Source organism: Shewanella sp. P1-14-1 (assembly GCF_001401775.1).
Lineage (GTDB): Bacteria > Pseudomonadota > Gammaproteobacteria > Enterobacterales > Shewanellaceae > Shewanella > Shewanella japonica.
The window spans coordinates 57,944-72,709 of the sequence record NZ_LKTL01000011.1 but is presented as its reverse complement, the minus strand read 5'-3'; the positions used below and the strand labels follow the sequence as shown (position 1 = coordinate 72,709).

The following is a 14,766-nucleotide window of genomic DNA, read 5'->3' as shown; positions in this document are numbered from 1 at the left end:
AAGCGCGTTAACAATTCAGTTAACGCGCTTTTATGTCAAACGTAAATAATGACTGTTAACGGTTTTTTTCAAGTCTTGCTAGCAAACTTGAGGTATCCCAACGGTTACCTTTCATTGCTTGTACTTCTGAGTAGAATTGATCAACTAATGCAGTCACTGGTAAATGGCTGCCATTTTTACGCCCTTCAGCAAGTGCAATGCCTAAATCTTTACGCATCCAATCAATAGCAAAGCCAAAATCATATTCACCCTGCCACATGGTTTGGTAACGATTTTCCATTTGCCAGCTTTGCGCAGCGCCTTTGCTGATCACCTCTACAACTTTTAATCCATCAAGCCCTGCACTTTTAGCAAAATGTAATCCTTCGGCTAAGCCCTGAACCACACCCGCAATACAAATTTGATTAACCATTTTTGTTAATTGACCGGCCCCGACTTCACCTAAAAGCTCAGCACAACGACTGTAGGCATCAATAACAGGTTTGACTTGTTCGAATACGTTTTGTTTTCCACCCATCATCACAGTCAACACGCCATTCTCAGCGCCAGCTTGACCGCCAGATACAGGTGCATCCATAAACTCGATATTTTTACTTGCTAATATGGCCGAAATATCTCGAGCAACATCAGCTGAAGCTGTCGTGTGATCGACTAAAATAGCGCCATCAGCAATACCATGAATAACACCATTTTCGCCAAGAATAACTTGTTTTAAGTCTTCGTCATTGCCAACACAAGTAAATACGATTTCTTGATCTTCTGCGGCTAACTTGGGTGTCAACGCTAATTGGCCAGTGTAATCTTTAGTCCATTGCTCTGCTTTGGCCGTAGTACGATTATAAACCGTCACTTGATGCCCCTGTTTTACCAGATGCCCCGCCATTGGATAACCCATTACACCTAAACCAATAAAAGCGACCTTTGCCATACCTTTCCCTTATCATTGTTATTTATGAGATGAAAACGTATTGATTGTAACCTTTAAAGCGCTGGTTTTACATGGGCTTCCATTTCTGCGCCAATGCGTTTACGCATGTCCATCAATCTTAGTGCAGAATCTCGTAATCGAATATCATCCTCAGTTTCCGGGATCCATTCAGGTACGGAAGTCGGTTTACCGTCATCGTCTACTGCAACCATAATCACAATACAATGAGTCGTTAAGTGACGTTCAGGTTCTTTAGGATCGCCAGCTTTTACATCAATACCTAAATGCATAGAAGATGTGCCGGTATAAATAACTTTGGCGCTGACTTCAACAATATTACCCACATGAATCGGTTTTACGAACCTGATACCGCCTGCATAAACAGTAATACAGTATTTACCGCTCCAACCTGCTGCGCCTGCATAGGCTGCCAAATCAATCCATTTCATCACGGCGCCACCATGGACTTTGCCGCCAAAATTGACATCTGCTGGCTCTGCTAAAAATCGTAATGTAATTTCTCTGTCTACTCCGGCCATTATGCCTCCTAATTTTATGCACTGTCGCCAGTTTACGATATTTCTAATCAGAAGTGGTTAAAAACGCCTAAGTTTAAATAAATATCTCGATTGAATGAATAATTATAATTTAAACCGCAATAAATCAAACATTCTTCATTTTAATTCTGAAAGTGAGGCCTATGAGTAAAATAAACTTAAAAACGGTCGTTATAGAAAAAAGCAGGCCAAAAAAAAGCAGTAACCAGAGTTACTGCTTATTCACACTTTTAATTAAAGTAACACACTCACTTTGCACGCTTTACGCATCGCCTTTTTTAAATAAAAGCGAACCGTTGGTGCCGCCAAAGCCAAATGAATTACATAATGCATAGTCAAAACGATGCGCTTTAGCAGTGTGAGGCACAAAATCTAAATCACAACCTTCATCCGGATTATCAAGATTAATGGTTGGCGGTACGATTTGATCTCGTAAAGCAAGAATGGTCACAATGGCTTCTACAGAACCCGCAGCACCGAGCAAGTGTCCTGTCATAGATTTAGTGGAGCTGACTAATAAATTATAAGCATGTTCACCAAATACTGACTTAACCGCTGCAGCTTCTGCTTTATCTCCAGCAGGAGTTGAAGTGCCATGGGCATTGATGTAACCCACTTTTTCATTGTCAATTTGCGCATCATTGATGGCATTTTCCATTGCTGCTGCAGCGCCTGCACCATCAGCTGGAGGTGATGTCATGTGGAATGCATCACCACTCATGCCAAAACCAACTAACTCAGCATAGATTTTTGCACCACGTGCTTTGGCATGTTCGTATTCTTCCATAACCATTACACCAGCGCCGTCACCAATAACAAAACCGTCACGGTCTTTATCCCATGGACGACTTGCTGCCGTTGGGTCATCATTGCGTGTTGATAATGCTTTTGCTGAACCAAACCCGGCAACAGCTAATGGACAAGTCACATCCTCTGCGCCGCCAGCAACCATGACATCTGCATCACCGTAGGCGATTGTACGTGCAGCAAAACCGATATTGTGGACACCTGTCGTACAAGCTGTTGTTACAGCAAAGTTCGGGCCTGTCATACCATATTTTATTGATAAGTGACCTGAGATCATATTGATAATGGTACTCGGCACAAAAAATGGAGACACTTTACGAGGACCAGACTTTAATAATGCGGCATGGTTTTGTTCGATTAATGGCATTCCGCCCATTCCCGCACCAATCGCGGTACCCACTCTTGCAGGGTTTTCTTGTGACATATCCAAACCGGCATCGTTCATGGCTTGAATACCAGCAGCCATACCATATTGGATAAATAAATCCATTTTGCGTGCATCTTTGCGTGATAAGTACTGTTCGACGTCAAAGTCTTTTACTGAACCGCTGAAACGAGTTCCGTATTCAGATGCATCAAATTTAGTTATGGGTGCAATACCACTTTTACCCGCTAATAAAGACTGCCAAGAAGTATCAACATCGTTACCCACTGGAGTAACTAGTCCTAGGCCTGTAATCACGACACGACGTTTAGACACAGTATTCACCTTTGAAATAAATAGGCATAAGCCAAATAAAGATAATTGGTTAATCCATCACCAACAAACAAGGTTAATTGGGCAGATAAGAATCGAGCAGAAGGATTAACGCGTTGAAAATAAGTCTAGTCGAAAAAAATCGACTTCAGAAACAAAAACAGGCGGCATAAATGCCACCTGTTTTTGTAAATCTGGGATTACTGATTCTTTGAAACGTAATCGATCGCTGCTTGAACAGTAGTGATCTTTTCAGCTTCTTCATCAGGGATCTCGGTGTCAAACTCTTCTTCTAGAGCCATAACCAATTCAACAGTGTCCAGAGAATCTGCACCTAAATCGTCTACGAATGATGCAGCTGATTTAACGTCTTCTTCTTTAACGCCAAGTTGCTCAATGATGATTTTCTTTACACGTTCTTCGATGTTGCTCATTAGTTTTCTTTCCTATTCAAATTACACACTTGCGTAAGATTGCGAGTAGTTTATTCGATCCAGCTGACAATGCAAGCTTAGTTTTCGTGGTCTAACCACGAAAATTATCATACTTTGATATCAAACGAGATTCAATAAAGTCGTTGCCATAAAAGGCGATTAAACCATGTACATTCCGCCATTTACATGCAGGGTTTCACCTGTTATGTAAGCAGCTGAGTCAGATGCCAAGAATAAAACAGCATTAGCAATTTCTTGTGCTTGTCCTAAACGTTCCATTGGAACTTGAGACATAATGGCTTGTTGTTGCTCTTCATTTAGCTCATCAGTCATATCAGTTTGAATGAAACCTGGTGCAATAGCATTAACTGTTATTTGACGAGATGCAACCTCTCTAGCAAGAGATTTTGTAAATCCGATCAATCCAGCTTTTGCCGCAGAGTAATTTACTTGCCCTGCATTGCCCATTGTACCTACAACTGAGCCAATATTAATAATGCGGCCATTACGTTTTTTCATCATAGAACGCATAACAGGTTTAGATAATCTAAACAGTGAAGTCAAATTGGTGTCAACGATATCTTGCCACTCATCATCTTTCATTCTCATCAATAAATTATCACGAGTAATACCCGCATTGTTAATCAGAATATCAACATCACCGGCTTTTTCTTTGATCTGGGCGAATAATTGCGCAACTGACTCACTATCGGTGACGTTTAAAACTAAACCATGACCTTTATCACCAAGGTAATCTTGAATTGCTGCAGCACCTTTCTCACTTGTTGCTGTACCAATAACTACAGCGCCAGCTTCAACCAGAGTTTCTGATATAGCGCGGCCGATACCACGGCTTGCACCTGTAACTAAAGCTACTTTGCCTGTTAAATTCATGCTAATGCTCATGTCTTTTCCTTATTGGATTAAAGCAGATAAAGACGCAGCATTATTCACAGCTTGCCCCTTTAACGATTTATTTATTCTTTTTGTTAACCCTGTTAGTACTTTTCCAGGTCCCATTTCAACAAGTTCAGTAACACCTTGAGAAGCAATAAACTCAATTGTTTCGCTCCAGCGCACTGGGCAATATAATTGGCGTACCAACGCATCTTTTATATCTGACTCTGACGTAGGAGCAGCAACATCAACGTTATTGATAACATTGATTGTTGGCTCATTAAACGTAATAGCTTCAAGTGCGGCAGCAAGCTTTTCTGCCGCAGGTTTCATAAGTGCACAATGTGAAGGCACACTCACAGGTAGTGCAACAGCCATTTTAGCACCAGCAGCTTTACATGCAGCAGCAGCTCTTTCAGTTGCTTCTTTTTCACCAGCAATAACCACTTGGCCTGGGCTGTTAAAGTTTACCGGACTGACGACTGCACCATTGGCAGACTCTTCACAGGCTTTTGCAATTGAATCGTTATCTAGACCAATTACAGCAAACATTGCCCCTGTTCCAGCAGGAACCGCTTGTTGCATTAATTGGCCACGCAGCTCAACTAATTTCACTGCGTCTTCAAATGCTATTACGCCACCGCAAACTAGTGCTGAGTACTCACCCAAACTATGACCTGCTAGTAATGCAGGCTTAGCTGCACCACTTTCTTCATACGCACGCCAAATAGCAACACTTGCTGTTAATAATGCAGGTTGAGTTTTATCTGTTTCATTAAGTTTTTCAGCAGGACCATCTTGTGTTAACGCCCATAAGTCGTAACCTAAAACCGCACTTGCTTGAGAAAAAGTTTCTGTGACAATGGGAAATTCAACCGCAAGATCAGCTAACATGCCAACAGCTTGTGAACCTTGTCCAGGAAAAACGAAAGCCATATTTTCCATTATAATTATTACCTTTTTTCGTTCATGAAAAATGAAATAGAACTTCACCAATACTATAAATAAAAAGACACAGAAATCTATGTCTTTAGGTGTCTAGTAGCTTACTGGTGATATTACAAAAAATCTAGAATCTTACTAATGCACTACCCCAAGCAAATCCGCCACCGAATGCTTCAAGTAATATAAGCTGACCACGTTGAATTCGACCATCTCTTACTGCTTCGTCCAATGCAATAGGCACTGATGCAGCAGAAGTATTGCCATGCTTTGCTAAGGTCAATACGACTTTGTCTAAACTCATATCCAACTTTTTAGCTGTTGCTTTGATAATTCTGAAGTTAGCTTGATGAGGTACTAACCAATCAATCTCAGATTTATCGATATTGTTAATTCGCAATGTTTCAGTTACAACATGTGATAGCTGAGTGACAGCAAATTTGAATACATCATTCCCTTTCATTGTCATGAAGCTAACGGCTTCTGACGACTCTGCCGCTCTTGGTGGGAATGAACACTTTAATAAATCGCCCTGACGGCCATCTGCATATATGTGCGTTGAAATAATACCGGGTTGTTCACTTGCACCAATCACGGCTGCACCAGCGCCGTCACCAAATAAAATCACTGTGGTTCTATCTTCAGGATCACACAGACGCGATAACACATCAGCACCTATGACCAATACTTTCTTTGCTGCACCGGTTTTAACAAACTGATCAGCCACAGATAATGCATAAACAAAGCCTGAACACGCAGCGGCAATATCAAAAGCAGGAATGGTGTGAATGCCTAATAATTTTTGTATTTCACATGCGGCAGCAGGAAAAGCATTACTTGCGCTCGTAGTACCACAAACAATCATATCAAGCTCACTGGCCTCAACACCGGCCATTTCTAATGCCTGTAATGCTGCTTGATACCCCATCGTGGTCACAGTTTCATCTTCAGCGGCAATGCGGCGTTCAGATATTCCTGTACGCTCCACAATCCATTGATCTGAAGTTTCAACCATTTTTTCTAGATCGTGATTACTACGAACTTGCACCGGTAGATAACTACCAGTTCCGAGAATTTTTGTATGCATATAATGAGATCAGTTATTGATGTCTAAAAGAATCGTCTCCAAACGATCTTTAATCATTTCTGGAAGACGACGTTTCGCTTCTGTAGCAGCTAAATTAATTGCTTGTAAATATGCTGCTTCATCTGCATTTCCGTGACTCTTTACTACTATTCCGCGCAATCCTATCAGACTTGCACCATTATAGTGGTCGGGGTTCATCTTACTAAGCACAGATTGTATACGTGGAGCGAGGAGTTTAGACAACATCCGAACGAATAAACCTTGCGTTAAGCCTCGTTTTAACTGATGTACGAGTAACTTCGCTATTCCTTCAGAAGTTTTTAAAGTGATATTGCCGACAAATCCATCACAAACAATGACATCAACATTTCCAGTGAATATTTCATCACCTTCAATAAATCCAGTGTAATTGACTTGCTCGGTATCAATTAAGTATTGAGCGGCTTGTTGAACTTGATCATTTCCCTTAACGTCTTCTATTCCGACATTAAGTAATGCAATTTTGGGTTTGGCACGTTTATGGACAGCTTCACATAAAACAGAGCCCATGACAGCAAACTGAAAAAGGGTTTCAGAATCACAGGACACATTAGCGCCAAGATCTAATAGATATACAGGCTTACCTGTAACAGCAGGCAAACAACTCACTAAAGCGGGTCTATCAACACCCGGTAAGGTTTTGAGTAATATTTTAGCGAGTGCCATTAAAGCACCTGTATTACCCGCACTCACACACGCTTGTGCCTTGCCGTCTTTAACAAGTTCTAATGCAAGACGCATAGAACTTTGTTTACGAGAACGAATGGCATGAATAGGCCTATCACCCATGGTGATAACTTCAGTGGTATGAACAATTTGAATGCGTGCACGAATGGCACTGTCAATCTCAACTAAAAAGGGATCAATCTCAGCTTGATTGCCTACAAGAATTAATGATAGTTGGGAATTGAATTTAAGTGCCTGCAAGGCTGCAGGCACTGTGACGGAAGGGCCATTATCGCCCCCCATCACATCCAACGCGAGCGTCAGATCCGTCATAAGATTAGCAACAAATTACTTGTTGATAACCTTTTTACCGCGGTAGAAACCATCAGCAGTCACGTTGTGACGTAGATGTAATTCACCGCTAGTAGCGTCTACAGATAATTGAGCAGTGCTCAATGCATCGTGTGAACGGCGCATGCCGCGCTTTGAACGTGATTTTTTATTCTGTTGTACAGCCATTTGACTTGTCTCCTAGATTACTTGCTCTTCAGTTTTTCTAACACTGCAAACGGATTTGGACGCTCCTCTTGAGAGGGCTCGATTTCGCCTACAGCTATGTCACTTGTTCCTAGATTGCAATCAGCATTCTGATGCATAGGAATAATTGGCATAGCGATTATCAATTCATCTTCAATCAACTGATGCAGACGAACTTCACCAATTTCATTGCACTCAATCGGCTCATACGCATCCGGGAGCTCATCGATTTCTTCTTGAGTCTTACAAGGACTAAAGGAGAAGTCGACCGTAACCTCTGTGGTATATGGTGTCATGCAACGTTGACATAGCAGAGTGAGCTCCGTCACAGCCTTCCCGCTAAGGTAGACTATCCCCTGAATATCGACGCCACATTCTAACGACACTGTCACATCGGAACAATCGCCAGCACATAACTCGTTTAATCGCTTATTCTGTCTGCCTGGCACAATGCCTTCATAACGAAGACCACTGGCAGCAGTTCGAATAGGATCAATTGATACTGGTATCTTTACTGTTTGCATAAGGCGCGCATATTATAGTTTGAAAACGCTAGAGTCAAAGGAAATTTATCCAAATTGCGGTTAAATACATAACCAAACAAAATGAACGATTAACTAAAACGCCAACATTAAAATTGATCGAAGCGAAATATTACCTGTGACCGCGAGCGATCACAAGCGCGATCCGACTAAATTTACTGCATTTGAACGCAATTTTGACTTAATATAGTCGCAATTGGACAAATAGACGAATCGCACCCCATGAATACAAAAATCATCTTAGCTTCAACATCCATTTATCGCAAAGAAATCCTCAGTAAATTGCAGCTTCCATTTGACTGTATTTCACCTGAAACAGACGAGACAGCAGTAGAGAATGAAACCGCTGAAGAGTTGGTATTAAGACTAGCAAAAGCCAAGGCTCTCGCAGGGGCTAAACTATATCAGCAAACAAGTCAGACAAACGATGAGGCACTGGTCATTGGTTCAGATCAAGTAGCCGTTATTAATGGCAATATTATCGGTAAACCACTGACACAAGACAATGCAATCAAACAATTACAACAAGCTTCAGGCCAAGCTATCACCTTTTATACTGGCCTTAGTGTCATTAATAGCGATAGTTTACAAGCCCATTCCATCGTAGAACCCTTTACTGTTCACTTTAGGCAGTTAACCCTTGAAGAAATAACTCGTTACGTAGAGCTTGAGCAACCGTTATATTGTGCAGGAAGTTTTAAGTCTGAAGGCTTAGGAATTGCACTATTTGACAAATTAGCTGGTGATGACCCAAATACATTAATTGGTTTGCCACTGATTAAGCTTATCGCTTTGTTAAAATGCCATGGATTAGACGTTCTGACATCTCAATAAAATACACAAATAATATTTTACTAGAAAACCCAACCCCTTCTAGAAGTTTACAAGGCCCGTAGAAAGCTTAATTAACCAAAAAATAAATAATAAAAAGCCGCAGATTGAGCTGCGGCTGATAGAAGCATGTTTTGCAACCGTCGACGAGTTTTTGTGAAAGAGTCGACTTATATATGCAACAGAATATCTTGCGGCGAATTAACTGTATTTGTCGGTGACTGGGTTAGTAAATCTTCTAGGCTATGAGCGCCATAAGTCACTGCAATACTATTCACGCCAGCATTATTAGCCATCGCAATATCTAATTTTGAATCACCTATCATTACCGTTTTACTTGGACAGATGTCCAATTCTTCAAGCAATGAAGTAATCATAGATGGATGCGGTTTAGATTCCGCCTCATCAGCCGAACGTGTTGCAATAAAATAATGACCTAAGCCTGTCTCGGTAAGCATACGGTCAAGGCCTGCTCGGCGTTTACCTGTCGCGATAGCAAGCGTCTGCCCATTGGCTTTAATCTGTGAAAGCACTGACTCAATACCATCAAATAAAGGCGAAGGCGTCGCGTTAATATTCATATAATAGTTTTTATAAGCTTCAAGCAATGCATCATATTGTTCAGGATTGTCAGGAAATAATTTTTCCATCGCTGGTAATATAGACAATCCAATGATGTCTCGAACTTGTTGCTCTGACGGCACAAGTAAATTCAATTCTTTAGCAACACATTGCATGCAATCAACAATCTTACCAATTGAATCCATTAATGTGCCATCCCAATCAAAAATCACTAACTCATACTGCTTAATTGTGTCTTGATTCATGCGCGTTTCAGCTTTTCTAATGTTGATTGTAATACGTCATCTAATGGCGCTTTCACTATTTTGACTTCATCATTTTCTGGATGAATGAATTTAAGTTCTGCCGCATGCAAAAATAGGCGATTTAAGCCTTTTTCGCGCATTGCATCATCAAATTTTTGTTCGCTATATTTATCATCACAAGCGATAGCATGGCCCGCAAATTGACAATGAACACGGATTTGATGAGTACGGCCAGTGACAGGGCTTGCCTTTACAAGGGTACAACCTTGATAACGCTGCATGATTTTGTAACGAGTTTCAGAAGGCTTCCCCTCTTGATTCACACGAACAATTCGTTCACCAGACTTAAGAGTAATTTTTAACAGCGGCGCTTTAACGACTTTATCTTTCGCTTGCCAATCACCACGCACCAACGCCAAATAATCTTTTTGCATAGTTTTTTTACGTAACTGATCATGCAAATGCTTTAATGCACTTCGCTTTTTAGCGATGAGGAGAACCCCTGAGGTATCTTTATCCAGACGATGTACTAGTTCTAAAAACTTTTGCTGTGGACGCAAAGAGCGTAAGCCCTCAATCACACCAAAATCCACACCACTGCCACCGTGAACTGCAATACCAGCCGGCTTATTTAATACGATTAAGTGATTATCTTCATGAATAATGCGTTGTTCTAGCTGAGTCACTTTAGATAATTTAGGTGACGGCGCTGTTCGGTAATCTTTCTCAGCCATTCTGACTGGTGGAATACGAACCACATCATCAATTTGTAATTTATACTCAGGTTTAATGCGTTTTTTGTTAACTCTAACCTCGCCCTTTCGCACAATACGATAAATCATGCTTTTAGGGACACCTTTAAGTTTGGTGAGTAAAAAATTATCAATGCGTTGCTCAAAATGATCTTCATCAATGGTGACCAACTGAACTTTCGTGGGAGTTTCTGTATTCATGATGCGCCTATAGTAATTACGAGGCACATTGTACCCTAAGTTTCGCTTGGATGGGACAATAAGAATGTGTGGTTTTTATTGCTGTATAAATTGTTTATTGCTATATTTGCGCTGTGATTGAGGATAAACAGTGAATAAATTGTTCACAAGCTCAAATCATTACGGTGTTTTTTCAGTAGAATTCATGAGCACGACAGGTAGCAAGTCATTGATTTGCAAATTGTAAACATCACAATTCGATTAGTATCGTTTTTACAGTTAAACCGTCTGCTTAATCATTATTTACTAAGTTTTCCTGAAAACCTACGCCCCCCTATTCGAACAAATTTTAGCTTGTTATCAAACAGACAGATTCGTCTTGGGCATTACCGGAAAAGAAATTTAAATTTATGGGGTTTGTTGGCGATTAACAACGAATTCCTTGTTTTTGTAATTATTAAAAAATAAGCCATAAATAGGTCGCGACACGCAGCGAATGCGTCTTACAGCAATGCGCCCCTAACTTGCCTAAAAACCAGCCGTGAGGCTTAGTAAACAACAATTTTAGGCCCGTAATGCAACGAAATCTCGACGTTTGATGACCTTATTAGAAGAATTAAGTCATCATGAAACGTATGTTAATTAATGCAACTCAATCGGAAGAGTTGCGTGTTGCCCTAGTAGATGGGCAACAATTGTATGATCTGGATATCGAAAGCCCAGGCCATGAACAAAAAAAATCAAATATCTATAAAGGCACCATTACTCGCGTAGAACCTTCATTAGAAGCTGCGTTTGTTGATTACGGCGCTGACCGTCACGGTTTCCTTCCATTAAAAGAAATCGCTCGCGAATACTTCCCTAAAGGATACTCTTTCCAAGGCCGCCCAAATATCAAAGAAGTGGTATCTGAAGGCCAAGAAGTTATCGTCCAAATCGATAAAGAAGAACGTGGTAATAAAGGCGCTGCCTTAACAACGTTTATCTCTCTTGCTGGCTCTTATTTAGTTCTGATGCCAAATAATCCTCGTGCTGGCGGCATTTCGCGTCGTATCGAAGGTGATGAGCGTACTGAGCTTAAAGCGGCTATGTCAGAGTTAACTGTACCAAATGGTATGGGTCTGATTGTACGTACTGCTGGTGTTGGTAAAGATGCTGCTGAATTAAAGTGGGACTTAAAAGTTTTACAACACCACTGGGAAGCAATTCAAGAAGCAGCTCAGAGTAAACCTGCGCCATTTTTGATTCATCAAGAAAGTAACGTGATTGTTCGTGCAATCCGTGATTACTTACGTCGTGATGTGGGCGAAATACTAATTGACCATCCACGTATCTATGAAGAAGCAAAACAGCATATTGGTTTAGTGCGCCCTGATTTCGTTGAACGTGTTAAGCGTTACGAGTCTGAAGTACCATTGTTCACACACTTCCAAATCGAATCTCAAATTGAGTCAGCATTCCAACGTGAAGTGCGCTTGCCTTCTGGTGGTTCAATCGTAATTGACCCAACGGAAGCACTAACTTCAATCGATATCAACTCAGCCCGTGCAACAAAAGGCGGCGATATCGAAGAAACAGCGTTAAACACCAACTTAGAAGCGGCAGACGAAATTGCGCGTCAGTTACGTTTACGTGATTTAGGTGGTTTAGTCGTCATCGACTTCATTGATATGACGCCAGTTAGACACCAACGTGAAGTTGAGAATAGAATGCGTGATGCGGTTCATTTAGACCGTGCTCGTGTTCAGCTTGGCCGTATTTCACGTTTTGGCTTAATGGAAATGTCTCGTCAACGTCTACGCCCTTCTCTTGGCGAATCAGCAGCGCATTTATGTCCCCGCTGTCATGGCCAAGGTACAATTCGTAGTACTGAGTCATTAGCGCTTTCTATTCTTCGTTTAATGGAAGAAGAAGCCATTAAAGAGAACACGTCTCAAATTGAAGCTGTTGTTCCTGTTGATGTTGCTGCGTTCTTATTAAATGAAAAACGTAAAGCAATTCGCATTACAGAAGAACGTCACAATGTTGAAGTGTATGTCATTCCTGATTCTCACATGACAACACCTGACTACCGTGTATCTCGTTTAAGAAGCGACGATGAAGTCGTTGAATCAAGCTACAAGCGTGTAGAAAAGCCTGAAGCTAAATTATACGAGCCTCGCAAACTTGAACGTGCTGAAGCGCCTCAACCAGCGATTAAAGGTTTCGGTACGCCGAAAGCTGCAGCAAAACCTGCTGTAGAAGCAAAACCAAAAGCAACGGAATCAGCGCCGTCAGAGCCTGGTTTCTTCGCTAAAATGGTTTCTGCTATCAGCAAGTTATTCTCATCAGATGAACCTGCTAAGAAAGAATCTAAGCAGTCTGATAAGAACCGCAAAGAAGGTCAAAATAATCGCCGTAACCGTCGTAACGACTCTCGCCGAAATGACAATCGTCGCAACCGTAACGATAACCGCAGTGATAATCGTAATGATGCTGACAACAAAGGCAGAGACAACAAAGGCCGTAATAAGAAGGCTGACAGAGATGTTGCAAATAAAGAGCAACAAGAAAAACGTCAGTCTAAAAACGACCAACGTAACAAGGCTAACAAGCCTGCAGATAAGTCTCGCCCAGAAGGAGAGAAGTCTCCTAAGCAAGAAGCTGCAAGAGAGCGTCGTCAACGTCGTAACATGCGTCGTAAAGTTCGTATCGAAAACGAACAAAGTGAAGCAAAACTAAATGAAGTTGAAGTAGCTGAAAATGCTAAATCTGCTGACGTAACTGCAAAGCCAAATGCGGAGCAATCAGCTAAACCAACACGCACTCGTCGCCCAAGGAAAGACAACAAGGCGAAAGTTGAAACTGAAGCGAATGCTGAATCTGTAGCTGCTAAACCCTCATTAGATGCCACGGTATCTAAAGTTGCAGCCAGCGCAGAAGTTCCAACTGAAACCACTGTTGAAACTAAGGTTGAGCCAAAAGCTGAAACTGTTGTTGAAACAACTGACGTTGTAGCTGCAACAAATAATGCAGTCTCTGAAGCAACTGCTCCTGCTAAAGTTGAATCATCGGACGCTTCAGATGAAGCAACCTCAGAAGACAACGAAGAGAAACAAGGTCAACGTCGCAGCCGTCGTAGCCCACGCCATCTTCGTGCAGCTGGACAACGTCGTCGCCGTGATGAAGATGAAACAGCACCTTCTGCAGCCGTATTTACGCCTGTAGATGAACTAGAAAAGCAACTTGATGCTGAACAAGCTGCAGTAGAAGTCACTACAGAGCCAGCTCCTGCTGTTGAAGCTCCTACTTCTCAAACTGTAGAAACTGAAACACCAGCTGTGACTGACGATAAAGTTGAAGTTACGCAAGAAGAAACGTCAACTGACACTCAAAAAGTTGTCGAGGCTTCAGAAAAGGTTGAGACGCCTGTTGAATCAACTAGTGAAGTTGAAGTGCCAGTCGAAGCACCTGTAGCTGAAACTGCAGACGTTATCGAAACAGCACCGCAAGCTGAAACATCAAACAATGCAGTTAAACCTGCCGAAGTTGAAGTTGAGGCTAAGGTTGAAGCTACAGTTGAAGTTAAGGCTGAGCCTGCAAAAGCTGAGGCTGTAAAAACTGAAACAGTAAATGCTGAACCAGTAACTAAAGATAATTCAATTGCATCAGCACCAATGGCTAAGCCTGCTGCAATCGAACGTAAAGTGGTTACCGCGCCAGTTGCTGCCGAAACTAAAACAGAAACTAAAACAGAAGCGAAAACTGATGCACCAGCTAAAAAGCCTGCTGCTAGTCGCTTTGGTTCAATGGTCATGTCAGAAACAACTAAACCTGTATCTGAAGTGCGTCAGCAGCAAGCTGTACCAAAAGGTCGTGAATACCAAAAATCACAACCTGATGCTGAAACGGTAAAATCAAAAGTAGCTAACAGTGCATCTTCTGATACCACTAAAGCATAAACTCAAATACTGAGCCTATATTAGGCTCCTTAAAAACCACGCTAAATAGCGTGGTTTTTTTTTGAGTCTACGTTGGTCAAATATAGTAATTAAACTGAATTA

General features: G+C 41.5%; 14 protein-coding genes. 2 read left to right on the top strand and 12 right to left on the bottom strand.

Going from position 1 to position 14,766, the window contains the following annotated elements; genetic code table 11:
* Positions 1 to 55: 55 nt before the first annotated feature.
* From AN944_RS09795 to yceD, 10 genes are all read right to left on the bottom strand, one after another.
* Positions 56 to 928: an NAD(P)-dependent oxidoreductase gene (locus AN944_RS09795; protein WP_055024426.1), complete on the bottom strand. Its 873-nt coding sequence runs from the start codon at positions 926 to 928 to the stop codon at positions 56 to 58.
* Positions 929 to 981: 53 nt separating this feature from the next.
* Entirely contained in the window at positions 982 to 1,467 is a 486-nt protein-coding gene (locus tag AN944_RS09790) for an acyl-CoA thioesterase (protein ID WP_055024425.1), read from the bottom strand.
* Positions 1,468 to 1,747: 280 nt separating this feature from the next.
* The gene (fabF, locus tag AN944_RS09785) at positions 1,748 to 2,992 is read right to left on the bottom strand and encodes a beta-ketoacyl-ACP synthase II (RefSeq protein WP_055024424.1); all 1,245 of its coding nucleotides are present in this window, start codon (positions 2,990 to 2,992) and stop codon (positions 1,748 to 1,750) included.
* 197 nt (positions 2,993 to 3,189) lie between these two features.
* A complete protein-coding gene (gene acpP, locus AN944_RS09780; RefSeq protein WP_011496723.1) occupies positions 3,190 to 3,423 on the bottom strand; it encodes an acyl carrier protein in 234 nt (77 codons plus the stop codon).
* Between the two features lie 159 nt (positions 3,424 to 3,582).
* Positions 3,583 to 4,317 carry a 3-oxoacyl-ACP reductase FabG gene (fabG, locus tag AN944_RS09775; protein ID WP_200913369.1) on the bottom strand — a complete coding sequence of 245 codons (735 nt, stop codon included), beginning with the start codon at positions 4,315 to 4,317 and terminating at the stop codon, positions 3,583 to 3,585.
* A 21-nt stretch (positions 4,318 to 4,338) separates the two neighbouring features.
* Positions 4,339 to 5,265 (bottom strand): ACP S-malonyltransferase, encoded by a 927-nt coding sequence (gene fabD, locus AN944_RS09770; RefSeq protein ID WP_055024422.1) that lies wholly within the window; start codon positions 5,263 to 5,265, stop codon positions 4,339 to 4,341.
* Between the two features lie 124 nt (positions 5,266 to 5,389).
* Positions 5,390 to 6,349, bottom strand: coding sequence for a beta-ketoacyl-ACP synthase III (locus AN944_RS09765; protein ID WP_055024421.1), 960 nt, complete (start codon positions 6,347 to 6,349; stop codon positions 5,390 to 5,392).
* Positions 6,350 to 6,358: 9 nt separating this feature from the next.
* Positions 6,359 to 7,387, bottom strand: coding sequence for a phosphate acyltransferase PlsX (plsX, locus tag AN944_RS09760; protein WP_055024420.1), 1,029 nt, complete (start codon positions 7,385 to 7,387; stop codon positions 6,359 to 6,361).
* Between the two features lie 15 nt (positions 7,388 to 7,402).
* Positions 7,403 to 7,573 carry a 50S ribosomal protein L32 gene (rpmF, locus tag AN944_RS09755; RefSeq protein WP_011496728.1) on the bottom strand — a complete coding sequence of 57 codons (171 nt, stop codon included), beginning with the start codon at positions 7,571 to 7,573 and terminating at the stop codon, positions 7,403 to 7,405.
* Positions 7,574 to 7,590: 17 nt separating this feature from the next.
* A complete protein-coding gene (gene yceD, locus AN944_RS09750) occupies positions 7,591 to 8,115 on the bottom strand; it encodes a 23S rRNA accumulation protein YceD (RefSeq protein WP_055024419.1) in 525 nt (174 codons plus the stop codon).
* Positions 8,116 to 8,355: 240 nt separating this feature from the next.
* Here yceD and AN944_RS09745 point away from each other — a divergent pair, with 240 nt between their 5' ends.
* Positions 8,356 to 8,967, top strand: coding sequence for a nucleoside triphosphate pyrophosphatase (locus AN944_RS09745; protein WP_055024418.1), 612 nt, complete (start codon positions 8,356 to 8,358; stop codon positions 8,965 to 8,967).
* Positions 8,968 to 9,134: 167 nt separating this feature from the next.
* Here AN944_RS09745 and AN944_RS09740 read toward each other — a convergent pair whose 3' ends face one another.
* Positions 9,135 to 9,791: an HAD-IA family hydrolase gene (locus AN944_RS09740; RefSeq protein WP_082419980.1), complete on the bottom strand. Its 657-nt coding sequence runs from the start codon at positions 9,789 to 9,791 to the stop codon at positions 9,135 to 9,137.
* Complete coding sequence (rluC, locus tag AN944_RS09735) at positions 9,788 to 10,744, bottom strand: 23S rRNA pseudouridine(955/2504/2580) synthase RluC (RefSeq protein ID WP_055024417.1); 957 nt, start codon at positions 10,742 to 10,744, stop codon at positions 9,788 to 9,790. Before rluC ends, AN944_RS09740 begins: the two co-directional genes overlap by 4 nt.
* A gap of 605 nt (positions 10,745 to 11,349) precedes the next feature.
* Between rluC and rne the strand changes: the two genes are divergently transcribed.
* On the top strand, positions 11,350 to 14,664 hold the full coding sequence (gene rne / locus AN944_RS09730) for a ribonuclease E (protein ID WP_055024416.1): 3,315 nt from the start codon (positions 11,350 to 11,352) through the stop codon (positions 14,662 to 14,664).
* Positions 14,665 to 14,766 lie beyond the last annotated feature (102 nt).